Consider the following 25,833-nt stretch of genomic DNA (forward strand, 5'->3'; position numbering starts at 1 on the left):
GGTCATCGTTCCTCAATCCAGTCGCATGGTCTCAAGAGGGCATGTATCTGGATACGATCAACGACCGTGCAGAGACTGAGCGGAGTGTTGATCGGGGCCGTGTTCGGCATGGTCTTCGTGGCGATCAACGCGAACGCGCCCCTCCCCCCGTCAGCCGGTACGGCGCTCCGCGTCATCGCGGGTCTCGCGCTCGCGAGCGTGGTCGTCATGTGGTTCCTCGCCGGCCGCCGCACCCGGGGCGGCGCCGCGGAACCCGGCGGCGCGCCCGGCGGCATGTTCAACCGCAGGTACGTGGTTATCGTCGTACTGGAAGCGCTGGCCCTGTTCGGCGGCCTCCGCGTGCTGGACGCCCTCGGCTGGCCGGAGCAGTCGGGCGTGGCCTGGATCGCCCTCGTGGTCGGCATCCACTTCGTCGCCCTGTGGCCGGTGTGGCGGGAGGTCAGCATCCTCGTCCCCGGCGCCGGTCTCACCGTCCTCGGCCTCGCGGGCCTGGCCATGGTCTGGACGGGGGCGGTCGCCTGGGTCCCGACCGTCAGCGGGGTCCTCTCCGGCCTGCTCCTGCTCGCCGGCTCCGCCTGCTACGCGCAGCGGGTCTTCCGCGCCCTGCCACGCGGCTAGCCGCCCCGGCACCGGGGCCCGGTAGCCCGCGGAGGAACGCCCAGCGCGAGCCGCAGGTGCGGGACGAGGCGGGCTCAGGTCCTCACCCAGCGCCGTCTCCCGGTGCGCGCATCAGCTTCTCGATCTCGTCGGCGGCGGCGGTGGCGCCGCCCGCCGCCTCGATCTCGCCGCGCATCCAGTCGAGCCTCTCCCGTACGCGGGCGTCCGAGGCCACGTCCTCGACCGCCTGCCACAGCGTCCCGGCCGTGACCTGGCCGGGCGGGAGGGTCTTGCCCAGCCCGAGTTCGGCGATGCGGTCGGCGTTGGCGCGCTGCTCGGCCATCTGCGGCACCGCCACCAGGGGCACGCCGTGATGGAGGCCCTCCATGGTGCCGCCCATCCCGGCGTGGGTGACGAAGGCGCGGGCGTGCCGCAGCACCGCCAGTTGCGGCACCTGCCGGTGCACCTCGACGTTGGGCGGGACCGGGCCCAGGCCGGCGGGGTCCGCCGCGCCCGTCGCGAGCACGACGCGCCACGGGCGGCCGGCCGCCGCTTCCAGGACCGTACGGTAGAAATCGGGCCGGTCGTTGTACCCCGTGCCGAGAGAGACCAGGACCACGGGCAGGTCGTCCGGGGGCTGCCAGTCACCCTGGAAGGCGCGGCCGGTCAGGGCGGGGCCGACGAAGCGGTAGCCGGGGCCGAAGGTCTCGCCCGCGTACTGGAAGGCGCGCGGCAGCATGACCAGCCGGAGCTCCGCCCGCGAGCCCTGCATGAATCCCTGGACGTCGGCGCCGAGACCCTCCCTGCGCAGGAAGGCGGCCAGGCGCGCGAACAGGAGCAGGAAGCCGGGGCTGAGCGGGTTGAAGGTCGTGTACTTGAGGTGCATGGACCAGTGCTCGTTGCCGACCAGGTTCGGCCAGGTCTCCACGGACGGGACGTCCCACCGGTGGGCCAGGACACGGCCCCACCAGGCCATCGGGCCGTCGTGGACGACCAGGTCGGGGCGCTCGCCGTCGCCGAGCTGGGCGAGCACGGCCTTGGTCTCGCCGAGAAGCATGCGGGTGGCGCGGATGAACTCCCGGCCGTGCATCTGCGGCGCCGGCCGGCCCTTGAGCGCTTCCCATGACGAGGTGAACGGCACGACCTCGGCGCCGGTCTCGGCGACCCGGGGCGCGTACTCCTCCGTGGTGGCGTACGTGACGCGGTGGCCCCGCCGCACCAGCTCGGCGGCCAGGCCGAGAGTGGGGTTGACGTGGCCGGCGGCGGCCGGGGCGAAGAATGCCAGCGTTCCCATACTGCTGTATGTTAATACACAGGTATGAAATAAAGGAGGGCCCGTGCCGAAGAAGGTCGACCACGACGAGCGCCGCCGGCACATCGCCGAGGCCGTGCTGCGCATCGCGGGCCGTGACGGTCTCGACGCCGCCACGCTGCGGGACGTGGCGGCGGAGGCGGGCATGTCACTCGGCGCGGTGCAGTACTACATGCGCACCAAGGACGAGATGCTCCGGTACGTGGTCGCCTACCTGGGCGAGCAGGTCACGGCCCGGATCACGGCCGGGGTCGACTTCGCGTCCGTGGACGTGCGGGGCTTCCTGGTGTCGATGGCGACGGAGATGCTGCCGCTGGACGACCGCCGCAGGGCCGAGCGGCGGACCGGGCAGGCGTTCGGGGCCCGCGCCGGAGCCGTGCCCGAGCTGGCCGAGGCGCTGCGGGAAGGTCAGGCCTGGCTGCACGACCGGGTGGCGGATCTGATCAGCGAGGCGCAGCGGACCGGCCAGGCGGCGGGCGACCTCGATCCCGGGCACGAGTCGGTGGTGTTCCTGGCGCTGGTCGAGGGCCTCACGGCGGAGATCATGCTCGGCCTCCGGGACCCGGACGCGGCCCTGGCCGCCGTCCGCTACCACGTCGGCCGCGTCCTTCCCTGACCGTCAGGACCGGCGCCGCTCCCAGCGGTCCCAGAGGGCGGGGAGCTCGCTCTCCAGGAAGCGGTACAGCTCAGCGACGTTCGCCAGCCGCTCGCGGCGTCCGGGCGCGGCGCCGGACAGGACGGTGAGGCCACGTTCGGTCACCTGGCGGAAGGCCGTGGTCTTGGCGTAGCGGTTGGCGAGCATCCGGCTCCAGCCGTCGGCGGCGATGCGGAAGTACTCCTGCCGGTCGCCGCGCCTGCGCACGCCCTCGACCAGGCCGCTCGGCGTGAGCAGGCGGGTCGTGGAGCTGATGGAGCTCCGGCTGACCTGCAGCGCCTGCGCGAGCTGGGCGGCGCTCTGCTCCGGCGGGTCGCAGATGAGCAGCCACCCGATGACCCGCCCGGCGATGTGCGGCAGGCCCTCGGCGGCGAAGAAGGCCGCGACGTCGTCGACGAAGTCGAGCTCGGCGTCCGTTGGCTCGGTCATGATCTCATTGTCGTGTTCTCGCCGGGGTCCCCGTGCCCGGAGGCCGGTGATTCGCGCAGGAAGCCGGTGATGAGGGCGTTGACCCGCTCGGGCTCCTGCCGGTTGGACCAGTGGCCGGCGCCCTCGATGAGCTCGAACCTCGCCCCGGGCACGAGCCCGGCCGCGGCGCGGGTGTGCCGGGGCCGCACGCCCGCGTCCTGACTGCCCTGGATGAACAGCGTGGGGCAGCTGATCGTGGGCAGCTCGGGCCGGAGGTCGACGCGCATGCGGCGGAACCCGATCGAGTCGTTCTGCCAGTCGGAGGAGCCGGCGCCGTTGGCGAGGACGTCGGCGTGGTACTCGTCGACGATCTCCTCGAAGTCGGCGACCGGCCCGGCGAACAGGGCGCGCCTGGCGAACCACGCGCAGGCGGCCCGGCTCCGGAAGACGAGCGACGGGATGGTCCGGTTGAGCAGGCGCGACTTGGCGGTGAGCCAGAGCATCTGATGGACGACGGGCGGGAACGAGATCACGCCCGCGGGCGCGAGCGCGACGAGCCGCGACACCCGCTCCGGATGCCTGATCGTGTACGCCAGCGCGATGGCGCCGCCCTGGGACAGGCCGACGAGCGCGGCCTGCCGCAGGCCGAAGTGGTCGAGCACGGCGGTGACGCACTCGATCATCCGGTCGTGGCCCGCGAAGCCCTGCCACGGCTTACTGCCGCCCTGCTTGGGCCAGTCGAGGGCGAACACCCGGTGCCCGGCGGCGGCGAGGGCGGGGATCGCGTGCCGCCAGCTCAGCATGGCGTTGTCGACACCCGCGCCGCTGAGCAGGAGCACGGGTGGACCGGTGTCGCCGCGCACGATGACGCGCAGGCCGCCTTCGGGCTGAGGGATGTGGACGCTCTCACCAACCATGCACCTCACGTTACAGTCGTTGCAGTCATCACTGCAACGACTGCTACGAGGACGGCTCCTGTGATCGGCCAGACGCGTCTCGTGAGGCGCGTTCGGTCGCGAGGGCGTCGAGGTGACGCTCGATGGCGGTGGTCAACGACTCGGCTGTGTGGATATCAGGGCGCATGGCCGCATGCACGGCGAGGCCGTCCAGAAGAGCATGCAGGCGGTCGGTCTCGGCCGGCACGTCGGCCGGAGCCAGACCGGCCGCGGACAAGTCCGCGATCAGCGTGCGACAGCCGGCCCGCAGAGCGTCGTATCCCTCGCCCCGCAGGGCCCGAAGCGCAGGGTCGACCATGGCTCGGGAGGTGAAGGCCAGCCAGACTTCGTTCTCCGCCCGCCGTCCCTCGTCCAGCGGGAGCAGTTCGCTCAATATGCGCTGAGCTCTCCGCCGGGGGTCGGATTCGGGCTCCAACCCGGCGAGGCGGAGCTCTATCCGCTCGACGACCGTCCGGAACGCGAACACCATGAGCTCGGACTGGCTCGCGAAGTAGTGCCGCAGCGAGCCCATCGACAATCCCGCCTCTCGGGCGACGTTGCGGACCGACGCCTGCTCCAGACCGTCGCGTCGCACCACCCGGAGGACCGCCTCGGCCAGCAGCGATCGACGCTCCGCCGGATCCACCACTTTAGGCACTGCCTCTTTATAGCACAGTCGTGCTAGCATGCCAGTTACTAGCACAGTCGTACTACAAAAAGCTGGGGCGGAACGGTGAAGCTTTCCCGCACAACCGACTACAGGCCACGTCCACCCCGGCGTGGCCTGACAGCGCTGCTCTGCGATCGCAGCGTCCAACTCGCCATCATCGGCTGGCTCGGCTGCAATGTGGTGGTGCTCGCCGTGGCGGGTGACGCACTGCCGTTCGACTGGCCGGCTGTCGCGACCCAGACGCCGGCCGGTCGCCTGCTGGACGCCAATCTGGCGCTGGCCGAGGTACTCCTGCTCACCGTGCTGACGTTCTGGCTCACCCGCAAGCGGACACCGCCCCGCCTGGCCGACCGCGCGCCGGAACGCTCGGTGGCAGCCCGCGAGACGCTGCTCCTGCTTCTGTACGGGGCCGGCGCGCTGGGACTCGACTTCCTCCTTGGCCGGCTCGCCGGATGGCACCCGTTCGGACTGCACCTCGCCGGCTCGATCTACGGAACGCACGACCATGTCAGTCCCGCCGAGTCCATCGCGTGGGCGGCCTACAACCTCCTCGTCTACGCGGTGATCCCGCTCCTGTGGTTCCGGCGGCGCTACTCCACCGAGGCACTCAACCTCCGCTCGGGCAATCGCCGGGCCGACACCGTCCTCATCGGCGCCGTGCTGCTGGTCGAGTCACTCGTCCAGGTCGCCACGCTCGCCCCACGGATCTTCGAGCTGACCCCCGGCCAATTCGCACTCGGGGTTCCCCTGACCTTCACGTTGTACCTCGCCGGCGCGGTGCTACCAGCCATGATCTTCATCTACGCGATCCTGGTGCCACGCTTTCTACGCCTCACCGGATCTCCCGCGACCACGGTGATCCTGGGCGGGCTCACCTATACGGCGTTACACATCTGGGACGCCTGGACAGTGTTCACCTCGCCGGGCGACACCGCCCTGTCGATCGTCTTCCTGCTGCTTACCTACTTCGCGCCGGGCATGTTCAAGACGGTGCTCACGGTGCGTACCGGCAACGCATGGGTTCATGTCTGGGGCTATCACGCACTCGTGCCCCACACCCTCATCGACGCCCCGCACATGGTTCACGTCTTCCACCTCAGATAGGGGCCGCCCCCGTGCCGAACTGAGCGGTGACCTCACGGGCGGAGATCCTTGTGGTAGACGCGGAAGTCGCAGGGCCCGGCCAGATGTGGCGCGAGATCGGGGTAACTCTCCTCCAGGCTGCCGACCCGTACGAGCAGGTAGCCGATCCGGGAGTACCACTCACCCAGATACTCCTTGAAGGGATGCGTCCACTCCCGCGGCGTCAGCAGCTCCAGCTGCATGACCTGCGCGCCGCGCTCACGGCCCAGTTGTTCGGCGAAACCCACCAGCCGCGACCCGATCCCGGCACCTCGGCAGGCGGGATCGGTGGCCAGCATCCCGAACTCGGCCTCCCCGCTCTCCAGCCGCCGCACCCGGACGCCGCCCACGACCCGGCCGTCCAGCCAGGCCACCGCGATCTCCCCGGCGCGGATCAGCTCCGCCATCTCCTCCGCGCTCGTACGGGAGACCTCGCGGGCCCACAATCCCTCTTCCGAGGCGGTGTAGACGCGGTTGACCAGCTCGGTCAGCTCACCGACGAGCGCCGCGTCGCCACCGGCGGCAGCGGGCAGCAACCGGACCTCGACCTGCGACATCGATCCTCCGTACCGGTTCTCCTGGCGCCAATCTACCGTCGCGCCCGGTCGATGCCGCCGGGCCGGACCGGGCCCGCGTCAGGTGGTGACGGCGTCGGTGTAGGGGACGCGGAACGTGGCCGAGAACTCGGCGAGCAGCGCGGTGTCCCCGCTGAGCGTCACCGCCCCGGACGCGACGGCCGCGCCGGCGTCGAGCACGCCCGCGAGCAGGTCGCGGAAGCCCGGCCCGGCGACGACGACCAGGTCGGGATCGGGATGCCCGCCGGCCTCGACCGTGACCGTGCCGTCGCGGACCGTCGCGCACGCGACCGCTTCGCCCGACCTCACGACGTACACCCGGCTCCGCCCTTCCGGCGGAGCCTCTCCCCCGCCCGCGGCGACCCTGAGCCCGGCCACCAGGGCGGCCTCGGTGACCACCTCGCCCTCGTGCGGATCGCGCATGGCGGCGGCGCCCCAGCGGCCGAGCGCGTCCAGGGCCGGCGCGAGCTCCCCGGCCCGCGGAGTCGCCCGGTAGACGACCGATCGGCCCTGCCCGCCCTGCAGCTCCCTGGTCACCAGCCCGTCGCCTTCGAGCTCCTTCAGTCGCGTGGCGAGGATGTTGGTCGGTATGCCGGGAAGGCCCGCCGCGAGGTCGGAGTATCGCCGCGGCCCCACCAGCAGGTCGCGGAGGATCAGCAGGGTCCAGCGCTGCCCGAGGACTTCCGCGGCGCGGGCCAGGCCGCAGTACTGACCGTATTCGCGAGTACGCACGAGCACATCCTAGGTCGTTGACTTCACTTCTACAAGCATGCTTCACTTTTGCAAGTAGCTACCCCGGACAGAGGGAGCGGACCATGACCAGTGACCTGATCGTCGACATCTTCCTGTCGGTCGACGGATGGGCGGGAGGTGATGGGCTGCCCGGATACTTCGGCTACTTCGGGCCCGAGCTCGAGGAGTGGATCAACGCGGAGAGCGACGCGCCGCAGCTGGTCGTGATGGGCCGCCGCACCTACGAGGCGCTGGCGGGGCTTCCCGAGGAGGCCAAGGACGCGTCATGGCAGCGGCTGACCGAGCTGGACAAGGTCGTGTTCTCCACGACCTTGACCCGGGCCGCCTGGCCGAACACCAGGATCCTCCGCGGCGACCTGGCGCACGAGATCCAGCGGCTGAAGGCCGGGAGCGCGGTGCCGCTCCGCACGATGGGGAGCCTGTCCCTGGCCCGTCAGCTCGTCAGCGCGGGCCTGGTCGACCGGCTCCGGTTGATGACCTTCCCGCTGTTCGCGGGCGACGCGGGCCGCGACCCGGCGTTCGCCGGCATCACGTCCGCCGACCTCGAACTGGCCGGTCACCGCGTTCTGGACGGCCGGATCCTGCTGAGCGAGTACCGGCCCACGGGCAAGGACATCCCCCGGGCCTGAGGCTCAGGACGAGGTTCTGACCCGGACGGCCTGCTCCTCCTGGACCTCGCGGGCGGTACGCAGGAAATCGAGGACGACGGCCAACTCGTCAGGCCCGTACTTCTGCAGCGCCTGGGCGCCCGCCCGGCCGACCGGGACGAAGATCTCCGTCTCGGCCGAGCGGGCGGCGTCGGTCGCGGCGACCAGGACGCGGCGGCGGTTGCCCGGATCGGGCGCACGCGACACCATGCCCGCCCGCTCCAGCCGATCGATGACCGTGGTGGTGGCGGCCGGGCTGAGCTTCAGCGCGACGCTGAGCCGACCCGCGGGCAGCGGGCCGCCGGCCAGCACCACGTCGAGGCAGCGCAGGTCGGTGCGGTTGAGCCCGAGCCGGGCGGCGGCCGCCTCGTCGAAGGCGTCGAAGCTCCGCTGCAACCGCCGGAGCTCCATGGCGATCTCTCCGATGACGCTATTCTTCGACATTCGAAACTTTCTGGTATCGTACATTTCGCTGATCGAACCAACGATATCATCCTGCGGAGGCACCGCCATGCGCCCGACCACCCTCACCGACACCGCCCAGATCGAAAGGCTCTTCGCCGACTTCCTGGCGGCCTGGACGGCGGGTGACGCCGAGGCGTTCGGCGCGCTGTTCACCGACGACTCCGACTACGTCTCCTACGACGGCACCATCGCCCGCGGCCGCCTGGAGCACGAGCGCAACCACGACAAGCTCTTCCGCGGCGTCCTGGCCGGCTCGGCGCTGGCCGGCGAGCTGGAATCGGTCCGCCACCTCACGCCGGACGTGGCGGTCGCGCACGGCACGGCCTCCGTCCTGATGCCGTGGCGCGCCACGCTCCCGGCGCGGCGGCTGTCGCGGCAGACCATCGTCGTGACGCGGACGGCGGCCGGCTGGAAGATCAGCGCCATCCACAACGGCCGCGTCCGTCCCGTCACCGTCCCCGAGCCCGACGCGTTCCCTGCCAAGATGTCCCAGCTGATGGCGCGCGTCGCCCGCCGGCTCGGCCTCGGACGCCGCTGACCCCTACCTTGTGTGCGCGCAGCCCGGAGCCGGACGGCGGGCGACGCCGGCGAGCACCAGGTCGAGTTCGGCCAGCGACTCCTCCAGCGCGGCACGCGGGTCCGGGGCGCGCGCGATGTCCAGGGCGCTCTCGCAGATCCCCCCGTACAACAGCGAGGTGGCGGGGTCCAGCGGCCGGTCCGGGATGCACCCGGCCTCGATCGCGATGGCGAGCCCGCGCCGCATCTGCTCCTTGCACCCGGCCTGGATGTCGCGCATCGCGGACCAGCCGAGCGCGCCCGGCGCCTCGACCAGCGTGATCTTGCGTACGGCGGGTTCGAGTGACGCCTCCAGCAGCCGCCGGCAGCCCGCCGCCACCCCGTCCCACGGATCCGGCTGGGCCTGGAACGCCTGCCTGACGATCGCCGCGAGCGCCTTCTGGTCGGCGGCGTAGACCTCGCGGAAGATGTGTTCCTTGTTGCTGAAGTGATGGTAGAACGCGCCTCGGGTCACGCCGGCCCTGGCGCAGATCTCGTCCACCGCGGTGGCGGAGAAGCCGTCGCCGATGAAGAGCTCGCGCGCCGCCGCGACCAAGGCGCCCGTGGTCGCCCTGGTGCGTTCGTGCTGGCTCCGCCGCACACTCGTGTTTCCTGCCACCCGCGCATCTCCTCCTGCTCCGAACCCGAGGTTAGAAGAACATACGCGGCGAACGTGTCGCCCCGACCGTGCATCGGCATCACGTCATCATGCGGTCGCCTGAAGGATGTCCGCCAGTGCCCGCGGCGCGGTGACCATGGCGTCGTGGCCGGCGTCCAGGACGGTGGCCGCCCAGCCGTGCTCGCCGGCCAGCCGCGGGAACGGCATGGGGCCGCCGGGTGTGCAGAGCACCGCCCGGCACGCGATCGCGTCGACGGTCCCGGACAGCCTGGTCGGCTCGGAGAACGTCCGCCGGGGATGGGCCGTCAGCAGGGGCTCCAGCCATGCCACCTGATCAGGTTCCGTCACCCCGACGGCGGCCGCCGGGGAGGGCGGGATCATGCCGTCCACGGTGACCGACTCGATCCAGTCGAGAAAGAACGCGGGAGCCAGATCGTCCAGCGACTCCCCGTCCCGGCCCGCCCAGGCGTCGACCATGACGATCCGGGAGACGCGTTCCGGCACCCGGTCGGCGGCCTCGCGCACGACCAGGCCGGCGTAGCTGTGCCCGACGAGCACGACGTCCCGCAGATCCTCGTACCTCAGCAGGCCCAGCAGGTCGTCCACGTGCGTCCGCAGCCCGATCTCCGGGCCGGCCAGGTGGGCCCGCTCGCCGAGACCGGTCAGCGTCGGAGTGTGGACCTCATGACCCGCCTCCCGCAGCCGCGCGGACACGTGCCGCCAGCACCAGCCGCCGTGCCAGGCCCCGTGGACCAGCACGTACGCCGTCATCGCGGCACCGCCTTCACCCGCTCCCGCCAGGCGGCGAACCGCGCCGCGGCGTCGGCGCTGGACAGCCCGAGTTGCTCGCACATCTGATGGAAGTCGAAGAAGAACCGCTCGTGGCCGATCAGCCCGTCCCGCACTCTCCAGTGGCAGGCGAACGGCAGCGCGAAGGCCCTGCCCGTGGGCTCGATCCCCACCAGGCTCTCCATCATGGTGGCCCGGATCGTCCCGGCGCCGACGACCAGGTCATCCGCCTCGGCGCGATAGTCGAGCTCCACCCCGTAATCGGGAAAGGCGCGCAGGAACGCGGTGGTCTGCCGGGCGACCTCGCCGAGGCCGGTCGCGACGGCCTGGAACGCGATCGTCTCGAAGACGGTGTCCTGGCCGCAGTACCGCAGGGCCTCCTGGACATCGGCGCGGCTCTTGGCCCGCGCGTAAGCCCGGACGACGTCAGCCGGTGTGGTGCGCTGTTCCGACACTGCTCCTCCTCAGTTCGTCTCGCCGACGGCGAGCACGACCTTGCCCCTGGTACGCCCCGAACCGAGGAGGTCGTGCGCCTCGGCCGCCTCCGCCAGCGGGAACACCGCGTCGACGTGCACCTTCAACCGCCCCTCGGCCACGAGGCCGGCCAGCGCGTCGAGCCCGGCGCCGTCGGGATCGACGAGGTAGCCCGCGGCACGCACGCCGAGCTCGCCGGCGCGCTCGTGCAGCCCGGGGGTCCAGGCCGCCTGCCCGCTGACCAGGATGCCGCCGGGCCGCACGCACTCCAGCGCCCTGAGCCCGGCCTCGCCGCCGAACATCTGGACGACGACATCCATGTCACGCGCCACGGTCGTGTGGTCGATCACTTCGTCCGCCCCCAGCCCGCGGACGAAGGCATGCTTGGCCGGGCTCGCGGTGCCGGTCACATGGGCGCCGCGGGCTTTGGCGATCTGGACCGCCAGGTGTCCCACGCCCCCGGCCGCGCCCGACACGAGGACCCGCTGTCCCGGGGCGACGGCGGCGACCTCGGTGAGCATCTGCCACGCCGTCAACCCGGCCAGCGGCAGCGCCGCCGCCTCGGTGAAGCCCAGGCCCTCCGGCATCCGGGCGAAGTGGCGGGCGGGAGCGGTCACGTACTCGGCATGACAACCCGCGGCCCGGGGGAACCACGGCATCCCGAACACCCGATCGCCGGGCCGGAACCGGGTCGTGCCGTAACCGGTCCTCACCACCGTCCCCGCGACGTCCCAGCCGTTGACGAACGGCAGGTCGAGCACCCGGTTGTACGCCTGCCCCCGGCGCGTGAAGACGTCCACCGGATTGACCCCGGCCGCCATGACCCTCACCAGTACCTCGCCGAACACCGGCACAGGCTCCTCCACCTCGACCAACGCCATGGCCTCGGCTTCTCCCCACGCCGCCTGCCGCATCGCCCGCATGACCGCCCCTCCTGAAGTAATGACATCAAGGACGATACATACATACACCATGTATGTAAATGTGGAGGCATGGTCGTACGGTGGCCGCCGTGGACGCTCGCAGGACCTGGCAGGCCTCTCCATCACGTCGGGTCCAGGCCGAAGCCGTGGCAACCTCAACGTCTGCGCATCGTCCAGTGGCCCACCTGTCCCCTGCGGACATGGCAGGGTGCACCAAGCCAGCACCGCGGCCCGGCCCTCAGGCGTACGCGGATGACACTCCGAAGGGAGCACCGTGAACAACTTCCTCGCCCGCCTGTGGCTGCTCATCCGCGGACCGCTGCAATGGCGGCTGCTGTGGTTGTGGAACGCCAAGTTCATGATCGGCGTCACCGGCGTCGTCAGGGACGAAGAGGGCCGCGTGCTCCTCCTGCGGCACCGCATGTGGCCGCCCGACCGGCAGTGGGGCTGCCCCACCGGCTACGCCAACCGGGGCGAGAAGTTCGAGGACACCGTCATCCGCGAGGTGCGGGAAGAGACCGGTCTGCACGTCAAGGTGGGGAGTCTCATCCACCTCAAGAGCGGATACCGGCTGCGGGTGGAGGCGGCTTACGAGGCCGCGTTCATCGGCGGCACACTCGCGATCGATCCTACGGAAATCCTGGAGGCGACATGGTTCTCCCCGCACGACCTCCCTCAGGGGCTGCAGGAGTCACACAGGCTCCTCATCCAGCGCACACAGCCCTGAGCCCGGGACCCCTGTCTGGTCGCTACCCGGTGAAACGGGAACGCGCTTCGGAGTCGATGAACCGCAGGACGCGGGTGTTGACCAGTTCCGGCGCCTCCAGTGGAAGCCCGTGGCCGATGCCCGGCACGATCTCGGCGCGTACGCCGGGGATGAGCGCGCTCGCACGGCGTAGCGCCTTCTCAGGGCTGAGCAGCATGCTGCGCCCGGCGAGCAGGACGAGCGCGGGGACGCGTATCGAGCCCAACTCCTCGTCGGTGAAGGGCCTGGCCGCCGGACGGTAGGAGGGACGGTACGTACGCGAGCTCAGCACGATCGGCGCCATCAGCCGGGCCGGGGCGATCAGCGCGTGGTTGGCCAGCACTCGCGCGAACCAGGGTCGGCACCGGCGAGGAAAGAGCATCGCGAACAGGCCGCCGATCGTGCCGGCCAGGAAGCGGAGGGGGACCTTCTGCAGACCGCCGGGGTCGAGCAGGGTGACGGAGGCCAGGCGTTCGGCGCCGTAAACGGCCTGGTTGAGCGTCAGCCAGCCGCCGTAGGACAGGCCGACCAGATGGACCCGGTCCAGGCCGAGCCTCTCAAGCACCTCGTTCACCCAGGCGGCGTTGTCCCGGGAGTCCTTGACCACGGTGTGCTGGACGCTGCGACCGGGGTCGTCGATGGTGTCGATGGCGTAGACGGGGTGGTGCTCGCCGAACGCCTCGATCTGCGGGTACCAGTTGGAGGAGTTCGCGCCGTGCCCGTGCAGCAGCACAATGGGCTCTCCCCGCTCGACACCCGCGCGATGCACATGCACGACGCCGAAGCGGGTTTCGACGTCGAACTCCTCCCGAGGCTCGGGCCACAGGCTCATGGCCTCCTCGTAAGCCTTCAGGAACCTCTCTCTCGCCTCGTCGCTGACGAAGCGGCCGACGGCTGTCCTGGTCATCGAGCTCTCCTCATTTTTGGTAGTACTATCGTACTACCAAAAATCGTACAAGAGAGTGAGTCGCATGCCGAAGCTGACTGACCATGGCGAGCGTCGCGCCCAGATCGCCGAGGCACTCCTGCGCATCGCCGGGAGCAGAGGGCTGCATGCCGTCACCATGCGGTCGGTCGCGGCGGAGGCGGGCTTCGCGGTGGCTGTCGTTCAGTACTACTTCGAGTCCAAGGAGAAGCTGCTGCTGTTCGCGCTGCAGCACCTGGCGCAGCGGGTGGGCGAGCGGGTCCGGGAGCGGCTGGCCGAGGCCGGCTCGAACGCGAGCCCCCTGCGCGTCGTCGAGGCCGTTCTCGCTCAGGCGGTTCCCGCGGACGAGGAGAGCCGGATCTTCCACCTCGTGTACACGGCGTACGCGGTTCTGTCGGTGACAGATCCGGCGCTGGCTGCCCAGCCCTTCCTGGACGCCCCCGACCAGATGCAGACCTTCGTCGCCGACCGGCTGCGCGAGGCCCGGGACGCGGCAGAGGTCGCCGCCGACCTCGACCCGGAGACCGAGGCGGCCGGGCTGCTCGCCATGTCGGCCGGTCTGGGCACCAGCGTCCTGCTCGGCCAGCGCAGCGCCGAGCAGGCTCTGGACATCCTGCGCTATCACCTCGCCCGCATCGCCCCGCCTGACATCCCGAACGCCGACACCGCACGCGCGGCCCACGAGCCGAATGCCGGCCACCGAGAAGCCCGTCCGACCTGACCTTCTCCAGCCTGGCCTCCGGAGCTACCAGGTACAGGTCGCCCACCACGGCGCTTGAAGTCGTCCCAGTCGGGGAGCAGGTCGGCGTTGGTGTAGGAGTTGATCTCCAGCCGGGCCGAAGCGCCGTGGAAGGCGGCGGTATGGCCTCGGCGCCCCTCGCGGTCGCGTTGAGCGAGGTCCCAGCCGAATGCTCGGACATCCGGGTGGTCGCCGGGGGCGGCGAGGTCGGGCCGGTCACGGTCGGTGATGAGGATGGTGCGGCGTTCGGGCATGGGGCGGACGAAGGAGCCGCGTCCCCATCGAGGACATCTCACGCCTGGTCGGACACTCCAAGACGATGGTCGCCGAGACCGTCTACCGGCACCAGGTCCGACCCGTGATCATGCAAAAGCTGCGGCGATGGGCAAGATCTTCGGGGGTTAGTCACTCAGCCGCTGTTATCAAGATCGAATATTTCATGCTGGTGGGCGGTACTGGGTTCGAACCAGTGACCCCTCGCTTGTAAGGCGAGTGCTCTACCGCTGAGCTAACCGCCCCTGATCGGCACTACACCTTACGACACCAACGGCGCCGCTCGCACATCCACGTCCCAGCTCGCCCCCAGGTCGGGCCGACCGGCCGCGCGCCAGCCCAGGAGGGCCGCGCCCAGCATGCCCGCGTCCACCCCCAGGGCGGCCGGCAGCAGCGGCGGGGCCTCCCTGAACGACAGCCGCTTGACGAGGCGGGTCCGTACGGGGTCGAAGAGCGCGGGCCCGGCCTGGGAGAGCCCTCCGCCCAGCACGATCATGGCCGGGTCCAGCAGCAGCGTGTAGGTGGCCAGCGCCAGCGACAGCGCTTCCACGGCCTCGTCCCACACCTCGATGGCGATCGGGTCGTCGGAGACGACGACCTGCTCGGCCTTGGCGTTCTCCAGGCCGGCCCGCTGGGCGTAGCGCCTGCCGACGGAGGCGGCGGAGGCGTACGTCTCCAGGCAGCCGTACTGGCCGCAGGCGCACTGCTCGCCGTCGGGGAAGACGGGGATGTGCCCGATCTCGCCGCTCCAGCCCGCCGCTCCCCCGTACGGGGCGCCGTCGACGATCATGGCGCCGGCGATGCCGGTGCCGATGGGCAGGAACAGGAAGTCGGCGGCGCCGCGCCCGGCGCCGAGCACGCTCTCGGCGAGGCCCCCGGTGCGGACGTCGTGGCCGAGGACGACGGGCACGCCGAGGTCGGTGAAGTCCTGGGCGGGGATGTCGCGCCAGCCGAGGTTGGCGGCGTAGAGGGCGGTGTCCTCCGACACCAGCCCGGGGACGGCCAGGCCGACCCCTGCCGGATTGCCGTCGCCGGTCTCGGCCAGGTGGCCGATGAAGTCGCGGATCGCGGTCACGACCGCCTCCGGGCCGTCGGCGCGCGGGGTGGGACGCCGCTCGGAGAGCAGGACGACGCCGTTCTCGCTGACCAGGCCGCCCTTCATGGACGTGCCGCCGACGTCGAGCGCGACGACGTACGCAGGGGTGTGGGACACGGAAGGAGACGATAGCGCAGCTCAGCGTTTGTCTGGAAAAGTCCCCTGCGTTTCAGGTACGGCCGAGCACGCGGTCGAGCGCGGCCTCCACCTCGGCCGAGAGGCCCGGCGGCGAGCCCGAGGCGAGCAGCGCGCCCGAGTCGACCGGCCTGGTGGTCCTGGCGACCCGCACGGCGCCGCAGGAGCGGCATTCCACCTCTCCGAGCCGGCAGATCAGCGCCGCCGACCCGCATCCCGCACACGTGTCGAGGTCGAGGTCGTGCGACCGTTGACAGTCCGGGCAGACCAGCACCTGGGTCTCGCGGCGGACCCCGCGTCTCCACGGGCTGACGCCGCGGACCGGGTCGGTCTGCCGGGCCCCGCAGCGGTAGCAGGGCATGGTTTCCTCCGTTTAGGCGATGTCGGCGAGTGCCTTGAGGTAGTCGGCGACGTCACGCGCCTCACCGATCGGCTTGACCACCGACCAGCGGATCACGCCCTCGCCGTCGATGATGAAGGTCCCCCGGCGCGCGAAGCCCTTCCCCTCATCGAACACACCGTACGCCCGCGCGACCTGTCCATGTGGCCAGAAATCGGAGAGAAGCGGGAAAGCGTAACCCTCCTGGTCCGCCCAGGCACGGTGGGCGAAGACGGAGTCGACGGAGACGGTGAGCAACTGCGCGTCAGCCGGGAATTCGCGCAGCGCCGAGAGCTCACCGTGACACACCCCGCTGAAGGCCAGCGGGTAGAAGACCAGCACGACACGCGTGCCCCTGAACTCGGACAGCCGCACCGGGCTGCCGTGCTGGTCCTGGAGCTCGAAATCCGGAGCGGTGGCGCCGACCTCGACAGGATGTCCGTTCACACGCCTCATCCTGCCGTACGGGCTGGCGCTCTCGCTCTCCTACCGCCTGCCTTTGGGCGTGACGAGCCGGGTCCCCGACCAGTCGGGTGCGGCGGAGATGCTGCTGGTCTGCGAGAGACCCGCGGTAACGGCGTCCTCACCTATGTCGCTCGGCTCCACGTGGCCGTCGCGCCCCGCCTTGGGCGTGAGAAGCCAGATCTGACCGCCTTCGGCGAGAGATCGCATGGCGTTGGTCAGGGCGTCGAACAGATCCCCGTCGCCGTCGCGCCACCACAGCAGCGCCACGTCGACGACGTCGTCGGTGTCCTCGTCGAGCAGTTCGTTGCCGGTCAGGTCCTCGATGGACTCGCGAAGCTTCTCGTCGACGTCCTCGTCCCAGCCGATCTCCTGCACCACCTGACCCGGCTTGAGGCCGAGTCGTTCGGCCAGGCCGCGCTCGCCCTGCGCCTGACCCGCGGTCGCGCTCACGTTTATCCCTCCTGCTTGAGTGGCCCCGCATATGCGGTTTATCGCTTCGGGACAGTCCACACGCTGTGACCCTCAGTCGTCAACGGTCGCCACGGGTGCGGCCGTACTCGGCCAGGTTCAACCGGGCAGAAACGACAGCCGAACCTGACGTTGCGTATTGTCGACATTCAGGTCGACCAGGGCGACGGACTGCCAGGTGCCGAGCGCCATCCTGCCGCCCAGCACGGGGATCGTGGCGTACGGCGGCACGATCGCCGGCATGACATGTGACCTGCCGTGACCCGGCGAACCGTGCCGATGGCGCCAGCGGTCGTCGGCCGGCAGCAGATCTCCCAGCGCCGCCAGCAGGTCGTCGTCGCTGCCCGAGCCCAGCTCCAGCAGGGCGACGCCCGCCGTCGCGTGCGGGACGAAGACGTGCAGCAGCCCGTCTTCACCCTGCTCGCGGACGAAAACGGCGCATTCGGCGGTGATGTCGTGCACCGTCTCTCGTGATCCCGTGGCCACGGAGATGAGTTCGGATCTCACCCGTGAATCCTACTGAGGCACGATGACGGAATCGGGGCCCGGAAACACCAGCGCCGTGTGGCCGTCATCGAACCGCACGATGTACGGAGGCCCTCCGTTGGGCCCCCGGACCTCGATGATGACGCCGGTTCGGTCCCTTTCGCCGACCGTGCTGCCGTGCACGAGAAGCCGGTCGCCTGCCGTCGCATTCATAGGTCCAGATTCGTACGGGGAAGGCCTGGCGAAAAGAGGGGAATCGTCCACGCTTCCCCAAGTGTGGGTAAGAGAGGCCCGAAACACCCTGCTGCGGGCGGGCGCAACGGGGCCCGCCGGGGGCATGATCGACGCGAAGCTGAGACTTTCCTGGCAATCTTCGCGGGGACCGCGCGGGGGCGAGCCAGTTCGGGCGGACCGACGGACGGGTAGGGGGCGTTGGGGCGACCCGGGAGGTGACGCCACCCCCCTGCGGGGGGATACTCGACCATGTGAGGCAAAATTTCGTAGGTTTTCCGGTCTTGTTAAATTGAACTGCCGTTGTAACCTTGGCCGGTAATTCGTCCTACCATCGGTGGTCTAGGCCACCGATGGCGGCCCTGCCAGCAGGGATGTCCTGGTTACTCATCGGTAGAGATGCACTTTCGACCGTGAGCGACCAGGATGGAAAGCGACCCCAGACCAGACATCAGTCAACCTCGGAAGGCGAGACCCAGTGGCTTCCGGACGCCAGCGTTTCTCGATCATCAGCGACGGCCTACCCAGCCAGTTGCCTGATGTCGATCCCAGTGAGACCAACGAGTGGCTCGAGTCCCTCGACAACGTCGTCAAGACGGAGGGCCGCACGAGAGCCCGCTATCTGATGCTCCGCATTCTGGAGCGGGCGCGCGAGCACCAGGTCGGCGTGCCGGGCCTGCGCAGCACCGACTACATCAACACCATCCCGCCGGAGCGCGAGCCCTGGTTCCCCGGCGACGAGCACGTCGAGCGGCGGATCCGCGCCTACATCCGCTGGAACGCCGCGGTCATGGTGTCGCGGGCCAACGCCCGCACCAACGTCGGCGGCCACATCGCCACCTACGCCTCCGCCGCGTCGCTCTACGAGGTGGGCTTCAACCACTTCTTCCGCGGCAAGGACCACGGCGAGTCGGGCGACCAGGTGTTCTTCCAGGGCCACGCGGCGCCCGGCATCTACGCCCGCGCCTTCCTGGAGGGGCGGCTCAACGAGAGCCAGCTCGACGCGTTCCGTCAGGAGCTGTCGCACGGCTTCCACGGCCTGCCCTCCTACCCGCACCCGCGGCTCATGCCCGACTTCTGGGAGTTCCCGACCGTCTCCATGGGTCTGGGCCCGATCAACGCGATCTACCAGGCGCGGTTCAACCGCTACCTGCTCAACCGCGAGATCAAGGACACCAGCCGCAGCCACGTCTGGGCGTTCCTGGGCGACGGCGAGATGGACGAGCCCGAGTCGCTGGGCGCGATCGGCGTCGCCGCCCGCGAGGAGCTCGACAACCTCACCTTCGTGATCAACTGCAACCTGCAGCGGCTCGACGGTCCGGTACGCGGCAACGGCAAGATCATCCAGGAGCTGGAGGCCTACTTCCGCGGCGCCGGCTGGAACGTCATCAAGGTCGTCTGGGGCCGCGACTGGGACCCGCTGCTGGCCGCCGACGTCGACGGCGTGCTCGTCAACCAGATGAACACGACTCCCGACGGCCAGTTCCAGACCTACTCGGTCGAGTCGGGCGCCTACATCCGCGACCACTTCTTCGGCACCGACCCCCGGCTGCGCAAGATGGCCGAGCACCTCAGCGACGACGACATCCGCAAGCTGTCGCGCGGCGGCCACGACTACCGCAAGGTCTACGCGGCCTTCAAGGCGGCCCGCGAGCACGTCGGCCAGCCGACGGTCATCCTGGCCCAGACCATCAAGGGCTGGACGCTCGGCAAGGACTTCGAGGCGCGCAACGCCACCCACCAGATGAAGAAGCTCACCAAGGCCGAGCTGAAGGAGTTCCGCGACCGGCTCTACCTGCCGATCCCGGACTCCGCCCTGGAGGGTGAGCTCCCGCCGTACTTCCACCCGGGCGAGAACGACCCGGAGATCGAGTACATGAAGGAGCGCCGCGCGGCGCTCGGCGGCGTGCTGCCCAAGCGGGTCAACCGCGCCAAGCCGGTCAAGCTGCCCGGCGACGAGGTCTACAAGGGCTTCACCAAGGGCTCGGGCAAGCAGCAGGTCGCCACCACGATGGCGTTCGTGCGGCTGCTCAAGGACCTCATGCGCGACAAGGAGATCGGCCACCGGTTCGTGCCGGTCATCCCCGACGAGGCGCGCACGTTCGGCCTGGACGCGATGTTCCCGACGGCGAAGATCTACTCGCCGCACGGACAGATGTACGAGGCCGTCGACCGCGAGCTGCTGCTGTCGTACAAGGAGGCCGTGCAGGGGCAGATCCTGCACGAGGGCATCAGCGAGTCGGGGTCGATGGCGTCGGCGATCGCGGCCGGCACGTCCTACTCCACGCACGGCGAGCCCATGATCCCGATCTACATCTTCTACTCGATGTTCGGGTTCCAGCGCACCGGCGACCAGATGTGGGCCATGGGCGACCAGATGGGCCGGGGCTTCCTGCTCGGCGCCACGGCCGGCCGCACCACGCTCAACGGCGAGGGCCTGCAGCATGAAGACGGGCACTCGCCGCTCATCGCCTCCACCAACCCGGCGGCGATCGTCTACGACCCGTCGTGGGCGTTCGAGGTGGCCCACATCGTCAAGGACGGCCTGCGCCGCATGTACGGCGACAAGCCCGAGGACGTGTTCTACTACCTGACCGTCTACAACGAGCCCTACCTGCAGCCGGCCCAGCCCGACGGCGTCGACGTCGACGGCCTGCTGAAGGGCCTCTACAAGTACGCCGACGGGCCGGAGACGCAGGGGCCGAAGGCCAACATCCTGTCCTCCGGCGTGGCCGGGCCGTGGGCGATGGAGGCCCAGCGGATGCTGGCCGACGACTGGGGCGTGTCGGCCTCCGTCTGGTCGGCCACCTCCTGGACCGAGCTCCGCCGCGAGGCGCTGACCTGCGACGAGCACAACCTGCTCAACCCCGACGCCGAGCAGCGCGTGCCGTACGTGACCCGCGCGCTGTCGCAGGCGGAGGGCCCGTTCGTGGGCGTCAGCGACTACATGAAGGCTGTGCAGGACCAGATCGCGCAGTGGGTCCCGGGTGACTGGTCCTCGCTGGGCACCGACGGGTTCGGCCTGTCCGACACCCGCTCGGCGCTGCGCCGCCACTTCCACGTCGACGCCGCCTCCATCACGCTGGCGGTGCTCACGTCCCTCGTACGCAGGGGCGAGCTCGACGGCGAGGTGCTGCGCGAGGCGATCGCCCGCTACCACCTGAAGAACGGCGTGACCGAGGCCGGCGGCCCGGAGACCAACGACACCCAGTCGATGGGCGTCTGACACATCCGTGAGGCGCGCCCCCGCGAAGAACATGCGCGGGGGCGCCTTCCGTTCCGGGGGCGCCCGTCCCGGGAAGGCGGCGCGCGTGCGGAGGGGTGGCGCGCCGCCCGATCCCGTGCGCGGTCCCGTATTGTGGGCAGGGCTTCCCCCGGAGTCGACAAGGGGGAGACTGTTCGTGATGCGCCGCGTCCTTGCCGCCGCACTCGTGGCCGCCACAGCCGCCATGACGGCCGGCTGTGTCGACACCGCCGAGCCCGCCAGCGACGGATCGCCCGTGGAGCCGACCGGGGGGCAGATCGCGTGGGGCCCGTGCACCGACATCAAGCGTGCCGACGGGGAGCCACCCGCCCGCCAGGACAAGAACGTACGCTGCGGGAAGCTGGCGGTGCCGCTCGACTACTCCGACCCTGAGGGCGAGAAGATCGAGCTGGCCATGATCAAGATCCCGGCGGTCGACCGGGGCAACCGGATCGGCTCGCTGCTGTTCAACTTCGGTGGCCCCGGCGCGTCCGGCGTCGACACGCTCGACCAGGCGGCCAAGGCCCTGTCGTCGCTGCGCGCCCGCTACGACCTGATCAGCTTCGACCCGCGGGGCGTCGAACGCAGCTCGGGGGTGCGCTGCGGCACGGGGGCCGACCTGGACGAGTTCACCGCCTTGAACACCCTGCCGCCCGGCGAGGAGACCCGCCGCAGGATCAACGAGGCCAACCGGAAGTTCGCCGACTTGTGCGGCCAGGACTCGGGCAAGATCCTGCCGTACGTCGGCACCGTCAACGCCGCCCGCGACATGGACCGGATGCGGACCGCGCTCGGCGACGAGAAGCTCCACTACGTCGGCATGTCGTACGGCACCCAGCTCGGCGCCGTCTACGCGACCCTGTTCCCCGGCAACGTCGGCCGCATGGTGCTGGACGCGCCGCTGGACCCGACGGTCAGCTTCGAAGAGCGCACGCTGGCCCAGACCCGCGGCTTCCAGCACGTCTACCGGAACTTCCTGAAGGCGTGCGTCAAGGAGCGGTGCGAGGTCGGCGCGAGCGTGGAGGCCGCCAACGCGAACGTGGAGAAGCTGCTCAACGACCTGGCGGCGCGGCCGCTCAAGGTCGGCACCCGCGAGCTGACCCAGGGGCTGGCGGCCACCGGGGTGGCGTCGGCGCTCTACTCGGAGCTGAGCTGGCCGTTCCTGGAGACCGCGCTCGGGCAGGCGCTCAAGGGCCAGGGCGGCGCGCTGCTGTATCTGGCCGACACCTACACCGGCCGCAACGAGGACGGCACCTACTCCACCCAGATGACCAGCTTCCCGGCCATCACCTGCGTCGACACGGCCGAGCGGCCCGACGCGCGGACGCTGCGCCGCACGGAAGAGGCCGCGCTGAGGATCTCGCCGCTGTTCGGCAGCGAGGGCTCGGGCGGGATCTGCAGCGTCTGGCCGGCCGCGGGCGGCGACGAGGCCAAGCGGGTGGACGCCACCGGCTCGGCCCCCATCGTGGTGATCGGGGGCAAGAACGACCCGGCGACCCCGTACGAGTGGGCTCCCAAGCTGACCGCCCAGCTCAAGACCGCCACGCTGGTCACGTACGAGGGCGAGGGGCACGGCGCCTACCTGTCGGGCAGCCAGTGCGTCGCCAAGCTGGTCGACTCCTATCTGCTCGACGGCAAGCTGCCCCGGCGCGGCGCGACCTGCCCGGCGGCCTAGGCTCTGACATGTGACGGACTACTGCTCCCTGGTGGAGGACGAGACGGCGCGGGTGGCCCGGCTGGCCGCCGCGCCGGCTGACACGCCGGTGCCCGCGTGCCCGGGCTGGGTTCTCGGCGACCTCATCACGCATCTGGGCACCATGCACCGGTGGGTCACCCACATGGTGTCGACCCGCAACCAGGACCGGCTCTGGTCCCGCGAGGTGCCCAACGGCCTGGACGAGGGCGCGCACGGCGACGCCGCGTGGCTGGCGGAGGGGTCCGCCGAGATGGTGCGGACGCTGCGCGCCACCGACCCGGCGACGCCGCTGTGGACGTGGGGGCCCGGCGGCACCGCGGGCTGGTGGGCCAGGCGGATGGCGTTCGAGCTGGTCGTGCACCGGGTGGACGCCGAGCAGGCGCTCGGCGTGGAGCCCGAGGTGGCCGCAGAGGTGGCGGCCGACGGCGTCGAGGAACTGCTCGGCAACCTGCCGGGCGCGCGGTGGGTGAGCAGGCGGCTGGCGGAGCTGGGCCTGGAGGGCGCGACGTTCCACCTGCACGCGACCGACCTGCCCGGCGAGTGGACGTTCACGCAGGGGCCCGAAGGCGCGGTGACGTGGGAGCGCGGGCATGCCAAGGGCGACGCCGCGGTGCGGGCGCCGGCCCGCGACCTGCTGCTGCTGATGTACGGCAGGCGCTCGTGCGACGGGCTGGAGGTGTTCGGCGACCGGGCGCTGCTGGAGAGGTGGCTCTCGGCCGGCGGGCTGTGAGCCCCGGACGCGCCGCCACTCGGCGGTCGGCGGCGTGTCCGGGGCGGGGGCGCCGCCACTGAGGGCGGCCGGACGCGGGCCCGGGCTTCGCGGGGAAGGCGTACGCCGGGCCCACGACGATCAGTTTCGCCGGTGGAAGACGCCGAACAGGTTGCCCGAGGTGTCGTGCACGCAGGCGAGGTCGGTGCCGGTGCCGTCGTCGATCACCTTGTGCACCACCTTGCCGCCGAGCGCCTCGACCCGCCCGCAGGTCTCCTCGACGTCGCCCACGAGGACCTGGAAGACGGCGTGGGAGGCACCTCGAACCAGGCCACCGTGTTCTCGCTCATCCCATCTCCTCATGTCACTTTCCGGACGAGAACAAGAATGTGGCGCTCGGGCGACAACCCTATGTCGGTGTTTTCGAACTCCTAATCGAGAAGAGTGCCGTGGACGATCATCTCGGGCACGTCGGCGGCGAAGCCCTCCACCGGCCGGTCGGGGCAGCGCTCGGCCGAGACGGCGGCGCCGACGATGCGGTCGAGGCGGAAGACGCGCACGTCGTCGCGGAGCCGGCACCACGCCACGAGATACCAGAACCCGCCGCGACCGCCGAGGAAGACGCCCGGCTCCACGTCGCGGGAGGTCAGCGCGCCCTTGGCGTCGGCGTAGTCGAGGCGCAGCACCCTGCGGCGCAGCAGGGCCTCCTCGATGGCGCGGGAGACGCCCTCGGCGCCGAGCGGGCGGGCCGGGCCGCCGGGCTCCGGCGGCTCGGCGACGTGCATGACGCGGCGGGCCAGCTCCCGGGCCAGCTCGCCCTCGCGGCCCGGCATGGCGGCCACGACCTTGCGTAACGCGCTGCGGGCCTGGCGGCCGAACGGCTGGTCACCGGCCCGGCTGAGGGCCACCGCGATGGCCACCGCCTCGGCGGGGGTGAAGTTGAGCGGGGGCAGGGACATCTTCTTGTCGATCGCGTAGCCGCCCCTGCGGCCCGGCTCGGCGTAGATGGGCACCCCGGACTGCTGCAGCGCGGTGATGTCGCGCTCGATGGTGCGCACGCTCACCTCGAACCGCGCGGCGAGCTCGCGGGCCGAACGCGAGCGCGGTGAGATGGCGCGCAGGTCCTCGACGAGCGCGTAGAGCCGGTCGGTGCGGTTCACCCTTGTGACGGTACGCTCCGGCACCGACAATCCCTTGCCCGCCGGGGTTTCCGCGTCAGCGGGCCCACTCCAGGAGCTCGTCCGCGGGCCAGGTGTTGACGATCCGGTCCGGCCCGACACCGCACTGCGCGGCCCGCTCACAGCCGAACCGCTGCCAGTCGAGCTGGCCGGGCGCGTGCGCGTCGGAGTCGATCGCGAACACGCAACCCTGCTCGTACGCCTGGCGCAGCAGCCGCTTGGGCGGGTCGAGCCGGTCGGGCCTGGAGTTGATCTCGACGGCCACGCCGAACCGGCGGCACGCCTCGAAGACCAGCTCGGCGTCGAACTCCGACTCGGGCCTGCGCGCGCCGCGCTCCCCGCCCGCGCGCACGACCCGGCCGGTGCAGTGGCCGAGCACGTCGACGTGCGGGTTCGCGATCGCGGTGACCATCCTGCGGGTCATCTCCTCACGATCCATGCGGAGCTTGGAGTGGACGCTCGCGACCACCACGTCGAGCCGGCCGAGCAGCTCGGGCTCCTGGTCGAGGCTGCCGTCGAGGTTGATGTCGACCTCGATGCCGGTGAGGATCCTGAACGGGGAGAGCCGGCGGTTGAGCTCGGCGACCACGTCGAGCTGCTCGCGCAGCCGGGCCGGCGGCAGGCCGCGGGCGATGGTCAGGCGCGGCGAGTGGTCGGTCAGCGCCAGATAGTCGTGGCCGAGCGCGCGGGCCGCCTCGGCCATCTCCTCGATGGGCGAGCCGCCGTCGGACCAGTCGGAATGGCTGTGCAGGTCGCCCTTGAGCGCGGCGCGCAGCCCGGCGGCCTCCTCCCCCAGGTCGGCGCCCTCCGTCGCGCGCAGCCTGCGCAGATAGGTCGGGACCTGCCCGTCGAGCGCCTCACTGATGACCAGGGCGGTCACCTTGCCGATGCCGGGCAGCTCGGCCAGGCCGCCGGACCGCGCGCGCCGTACCAGCTCCTCGCGCGGCAGCTCCGTGACGACGGAGGCGGCGCGGCGGAAGGCGCGCACCCGGTAGGCGGGCTCACCAGCGCGTTCCAGGAGAAAGGCGATCTCCCGGAACGCCTCGACCGGTTCCATACGTTCATCCCTACCAGAAGCGGCCCGACGGGGAATTGTACGGCCGGGCGTGGCCCCGCTAGGCTTTCCGACCGCAAGAGAGCAGGAGCTAGATGGCCCAGACGCCGCACCACGCCGCCACCCCCGGCAAGCCGCCCCCCAAGAAGAAGTCGTCCAACGTCGTGACACTCACCGTCATCGGCGTCGTGTCGGTGATGGTGGTCGGCTACTGCGCGGCCACCTCCAACGCCGAGGACGTCACCGCCGACTGCGTCGACACCAGTCAGCGGGCCGACGACGGCTCCTACATGGTGGTCGAGGACTATTACTGCGACGACGACAACGGCAGCACCCACTACTACGGCGGCTCCCGGGCGGCCTATCACTGGTACTACGGCGGCACCAGGGTGGGGCAGCGGGTGCGCAGCGGCACCACGCTCCGCCCCGCCGACGCCACCATCACCAGCCGCGACGGGCGCTCGATCCAGCGGGGCGGCTTCGGCAGCTCCCGCACCGGCGGGGGCTGAGC

At 70.8% G+C, this 25,833-nt stretch carries 32 protein-coding genes and 1 tRNA gene; 11 read left to right on the plus strand and 22 right to left on the minus strand.

Annotated features, from left to right (window positions below; all coding sequences use genetic code 11):
- Positions 1-66: 66 nt before the first annotated feature.
- Entirely contained in the window at positions 67-618 is a 552-nt protein-coding gene (locus KME79_RS37920; RefSeq protein ID WP_219550344.1) for a hypothetical protein, read from the plus strand.
- A gap of 82 nt (positions 619-700) precedes the next feature.
- Here KME79_RS37920 and KME79_RS37925 read toward each other — a convergent pair whose 3' ends face one another.
- On the minus strand, positions 701-1,891 hold the full coding sequence (locus KME79_RS37925) for a macrolide family glycosyltransferase (RefSeq protein ID WP_219550346.1): 1,191 nt from the start codon (positions 1,889-1,891) through the stop codon (positions 701-703).
- Between the two features lie 43 nt (positions 1,892-1,934).
- Here KME79_RS37925 and KME79_RS37930 point away from each other — a divergent pair, with 43 nt between their 5' ends.
- Positions 1,935-2,525 carry a TetR/AcrR family transcriptional regulator gene (locus tag KME79_RS37930; protein ID WP_219550348.1) on the plus strand — a complete coding sequence of 197 codons (591 nt, stop codon included), beginning with the start codon at positions 1,935-1,937 and terminating at the stop codon, positions 2,523-2,525.
- A gap of 3 nt (positions 2,526-2,528) precedes the next feature.
- On the opposite strand, the gene KME79_RS37935 is transcribed toward KME79_RS37930, so the two are convergent.
- The 3 genes from KME79_RS37935 to KME79_RS37945 are packed head-to-tail and all read right to left on the minus strand — an operon-like array spanning position 2,529 to position 4,565.
- The gene (locus tag KME79_RS37935; protein WP_148030219.1) at positions 2,529-2,993 is read right to left on the minus strand and encodes a GbsR/MarR family transcriptional regulator; all 465 of its coding nucleotides are present in this window, start codon (positions 2,991-2,993) and stop codon (positions 2,529-2,531) included.
- The gene (locus KME79_RS37940; RefSeq protein WP_219550350.1) at positions 2,990-3,889 is read right to left on the minus strand and encodes an alpha/beta fold hydrolase; all 900 of its coding nucleotides are present in this window, start codon (positions 3,887-3,889) and stop codon (positions 2,990-2,992) included. Before KME79_RS37940 ends, KME79_RS37935 begins: the two co-directional genes overlap by 4 nt.
- A 43-nt stretch (positions 3,890-3,932) precedes the next feature.
- Positions 3,933-4,565, minus strand: coding sequence for a TetR/AcrR family transcriptional regulator (locus KME79_RS37945; protein ID WP_219550351.1), 633 nt, complete (start codon positions 4,563-4,565; stop codon positions 3,933-3,935).
- 75 nt (positions 4,566-4,640) lie between these two features.
- Here KME79_RS37945 and KME79_RS37950 point away from each other — a divergent pair, with 75 nt between their 5' ends.
- The gene (locus KME79_RS37950) at positions 4,641-5,681 is read left to right on the plus strand and encodes a hypothetical protein (RefSeq protein ID WP_219550353.1); all 1,041 of its coding nucleotides are present in this window, start codon (positions 4,641-4,643) and stop codon (positions 5,679-5,681) included.
- A gap of 32 nt (positions 5,682-5,713) precedes the next feature.
- On the opposite strand, the gene KME79_RS37955 is transcribed toward KME79_RS37950, so the two are convergent.
- Both KME79_RS37955 and KME79_RS37960 read right to left on the minus strand, forming a co-directional pair.
- Positions 5,714-6,256, minus strand: a complete 543-nt coding sequence (locus tag KME79_RS37955) for a GNAT family N-acetyltransferase (RefSeq protein ID WP_219550355.1) — start codon at positions 6,254-6,256, stop codon at positions 5,714-5,716.
- A 78-nt stretch (positions 6,257-6,334) separates the two neighbouring features.
- Positions 6,335-7,006, minus strand: coding sequence for a winged helix-turn-helix transcriptional regulator (locus tag KME79_RS37960; RefSeq protein WP_219550357.1), 672 nt, complete (start codon positions 7,004-7,006; stop codon positions 6,335-6,337).
- Positions 7,007-7,089: 83 nt separating this feature from the next.
- Between KME79_RS37960 and KME79_RS37965 the strand changes: the two genes are divergently transcribed.
- Positions 7,090-7,656 carry a dihydrofolate reductase family protein gene (locus KME79_RS37965; RefSeq protein WP_219550360.1) on the plus strand — a complete coding sequence of 189 codons (567 nt, stop codon included), beginning with the start codon at positions 7,090-7,092 and terminating at the stop codon, positions 7,654-7,656.
- 3 nt (positions 7,657-7,659) lie between these two features.
- Here the strand turns inward: KME79_RS37965 and KME79_RS37970 are convergent, their stop codons facing one another.
- The gene (locus KME79_RS37970; RefSeq protein ID WP_219550362.1) at positions 7,660-8,118 is read right to left on the minus strand and encodes a MarR family winged helix-turn-helix transcriptional regulator; all 459 of its coding nucleotides are present in this window, start codon (positions 8,116-8,118) and stop codon (positions 7,660-7,662) included.
- Positions 8,119-8,185: 67 nt separating this feature from the next.
- On the opposite strand from KME79_RS37970, the gene KME79_RS37975 reads away from it, so the two are divergent.
- Positions 8,186-8,677, plus strand: a complete 492-nt coding sequence (locus tag KME79_RS37975; protein WP_219550364.1) for an SgcJ/EcaC family oxidoreductase — start codon at positions 8,186-8,188, stop codon at positions 8,675-8,677.
- A gap of 3 nt (positions 8,678-8,680) precedes the next feature.
- Here the strand turns inward: KME79_RS37975 and KME79_RS37980 are convergent, their stop codons facing one another.
- From KME79_RS37980 to KME79_RS37995, 4 genes are all read right to left on the minus strand, one after another.
- Positions 8,681-9,313 carry a TetR/AcrR family transcriptional regulator gene (locus tag KME79_RS37980; protein WP_219550366.1) on the minus strand — a complete coding sequence of 211 codons (633 nt, stop codon included), beginning with the start codon at positions 9,311-9,313 and terminating at the stop codon, positions 8,681-8,683.
- A gap of 87 nt (positions 9,314-9,400) precedes the next feature.
- Positions 9,401-10,084 (minus strand): alpha/beta fold hydrolase, encoded by a 684-nt coding sequence (locus KME79_RS37985; RefSeq protein WP_219550368.1) that lies wholly within the window; start codon positions 10,082-10,084, stop codon positions 9,401-9,403.
- Positions 10,081-10,557: an ester cyclase gene (locus KME79_RS37990; RefSeq protein WP_219550370.1), complete on the minus strand. Its 477-nt coding sequence runs from the start codon at positions 10,555-10,557 to the stop codon at positions 10,081-10,083. The genes KME79_RS37985 and KME79_RS37990 overlap by 4 nt, the downstream gene beginning before the upstream one ends.
- Before the next feature lie 9 nt (positions 10,558-10,566).
- Positions 10,567-11,499, minus strand: a complete 933-nt coding sequence (locus KME79_RS37995; protein ID WP_219550372.1) for an NADP-dependent oxidoreductase — start codon at positions 11,497-11,499, stop codon at positions 10,567-10,569.
- Positions 11,500-11,773: 274 nt separating this feature from the next.
- Between KME79_RS37995 and KME79_RS38000 the strand changes: the two genes are divergently transcribed.
- On the plus strand, positions 11,774-12,226 hold the full coding sequence (locus KME79_RS38000; RefSeq protein WP_219550374.1) for an NUDIX domain-containing protein: 453 nt from the start codon (positions 11,774-11,776) through the stop codon (positions 12,224-12,226).
- A gap of 22 nt (positions 12,227-12,248) precedes the next feature.
- Here the strand turns inward: KME79_RS38000 and KME79_RS38005 are convergent, their stop codons facing one another.
- Positions 12,249-13,151, minus strand: a complete 903-nt coding sequence (locus tag KME79_RS38005) for an alpha/beta fold hydrolase (RefSeq protein ID WP_219550376.1) — start codon at positions 13,149-13,151, stop codon at positions 12,249-12,251.
- 64 nt (positions 13,152-13,215) lie between these two features.
- On the opposite strand from KME79_RS38005, the gene KME79_RS38010 reads away from it, so the two are divergent.
- A complete protein-coding gene (locus KME79_RS38010) occupies positions 13,216-13,890 on the plus strand; it encodes a TetR/AcrR family transcriptional regulator (protein ID WP_219550378.1) in 675 nt (224 codons plus the stop codon).
- A gap of 461 nt (positions 13,891-14,351) precedes the next feature.
- Here KME79_RS38010 and KME79_RS38015 read toward each other — a convergent pair.
- The 7 genes from KME79_RS38015 to KME79_RS47280 form a co-directional block, all read right to left on the minus strand.
- Positions 14,352-14,426: transfer RNA gene (locus tag KME79_RS38015), tRNA-Val, on the minus strand.
- A gap of 17 nt (positions 14,427-14,443) precedes the next feature.
- A complete protein-coding gene (locus tag KME79_RS38020) occupies positions 14,444-15,394 on the minus strand; it encodes an ROK family protein (RefSeq protein WP_219550380.1) in 951 nt (316 codons plus the stop codon).
- A gap of 52 nt (positions 15,395-15,446) precedes the next feature.
- Positions 15,447-15,773 carry a hypothetical protein gene (locus KME79_RS38025; protein WP_219550382.1) on the minus strand — a complete coding sequence of 109 codons (327 nt, stop codon included), beginning with the start codon at positions 15,771-15,773 and terminating at the stop codon, positions 15,447-15,449.
- Between the two features lie 12 nt (positions 15,774-15,785).
- On the minus strand, positions 15,786-16,238 hold the full coding sequence (locus tag KME79_RS38030; RefSeq protein ID WP_308249199.1) for a peroxiredoxin: 453 nt from the start codon (positions 16,236-16,238) through the stop codon (positions 15,786-15,788).
- Positions 16,239-16,277: 39 nt separating this feature from the next.
- Positions 16,278-16,706, minus strand: a complete 429-nt coding sequence (locus KME79_RS38035) for a DUF3052 domain-containing protein (RefSeq protein WP_148030199.1) — start codon at positions 16,704-16,706, stop codon at positions 16,278-16,280.
- 117 nt (positions 16,707-16,823) lie between these two features.
- Positions 16,824-17,231 (minus strand): secondary thiamine-phosphate synthase enzyme YjbQ, encoded by a 408-nt coding sequence (locus KME79_RS38040; RefSeq protein ID WP_148030198.1) that lies wholly within the window; start codon positions 17,229-17,231, stop codon positions 16,824-16,826.
- Positions 17,232-17,240: 9 nt separating this feature from the next.
- On the minus strand, positions 17,241-17,549 hold the full coding sequence (locus KME79_RS47280; protein WP_308249200.1) for a DUF1918 domain-containing protein: 309 nt from the start codon (positions 17,547-17,549) through the stop codon (positions 17,241-17,243).
- 370 nt (positions 17,550-17,919) lie between these two features.
- Here KME79_RS47280 and aceE point away from each other — a divergent pair, with 370 nt between their 5' ends.
- From aceE to KME79_RS38060, 3 genes are all read left to right on the plus strand, one after another.
- A complete protein-coding gene (gene aceE / locus KME79_RS38050; RefSeq protein ID WP_148030196.1) occupies positions 17,920-20,667 on the plus strand; it encodes a pyruvate dehydrogenase (acetyl-transferring), homodimeric type in 2,748 nt (915 codons plus the stop codon).
- 178 nt (positions 20,668-20,845) lie between these two features.
- The gene (locus KME79_RS38055) at positions 20,846-22,360 is read left to right on the plus strand and encodes an alpha/beta hydrolase (protein WP_219550386.1); all 1,515 of its coding nucleotides are present in this window, start codon (positions 20,846-20,848) and stop codon (positions 22,358-22,360) included.
- A 10-nt stretch (positions 22,361-22,370) separates the two neighbouring features.
- Positions 22,371-23,111, plus strand: a complete 741-nt coding sequence (locus KME79_RS38060; RefSeq protein ID WP_219550388.1) for a maleylpyruvate isomerase family mycothiol-dependent enzyme — start codon at positions 22,371-22,373, stop codon at positions 23,109-23,111.
- 120 nt (positions 23,112-23,231) lie between these two features.
- Here KME79_RS38060 and KME79_RS38065 read toward each other — a convergent pair whose 3' ends face one another.
- The 3 genes from KME79_RS38065 to KME79_RS38075 all read right to left on the minus strand — a co-directional run bounded on the left by KME79_RS38065 (position 23,232) and on the right by KME79_RS38075 (position 25,325).
- Complete coding sequence (locus tag KME79_RS38065; RefSeq protein WP_219550390.1) at positions 23,232-23,453, minus strand: VOC family protein; 222 nt, start codon at positions 23,451-23,453, stop codon at positions 23,232-23,234.
- A gap of 68 nt (positions 23,454-23,521) precedes the next feature.
- Entirely contained in the window at positions 23,522-24,250 is a 729-nt protein-coding gene (locus tag KME79_RS38070; protein ID WP_219550392.1) for a helix-turn-helix transcriptional regulator, read from the minus strand.
- 55 nt (positions 24,251-24,305) lie between these two features.
- The gene (locus KME79_RS38075; RefSeq protein WP_219550394.1) at positions 24,306-25,325 is read right to left on the minus strand and encodes a PHP domain-containing protein; all 1,020 of its coding nucleotides are present in this window, start codon (positions 25,323-25,325) and stop codon (positions 24,306-24,308) included.
- A gap of 92 nt (positions 25,326-25,417) precedes the next feature.
- Between KME79_RS38075 and KME79_RS38080 the strand changes: the two genes are divergently transcribed.
- Positions 25,418-25,831 carry a hypothetical protein gene (locus KME79_RS38080; RefSeq protein ID WP_219550396.1) on the plus strand — a complete coding sequence of 138 codons (414 nt, stop codon included), beginning with the start codon at positions 25,418-25,420 and terminating at the stop codon, positions 25,829-25,831.
- The last annotated feature ends 2 nt before the right edge of the window (positions 25,832-25,833 follow it).

This window comes from Nonomuraea harbinensis (assembly GCF_019396385.1).
Classification (GTDB): Bacteria; Actinomycetota; Actinomycetes; order Streptosporangiales; family Streptosporangiaceae; genus Nonomuraea; species Nonomuraea ferruginea.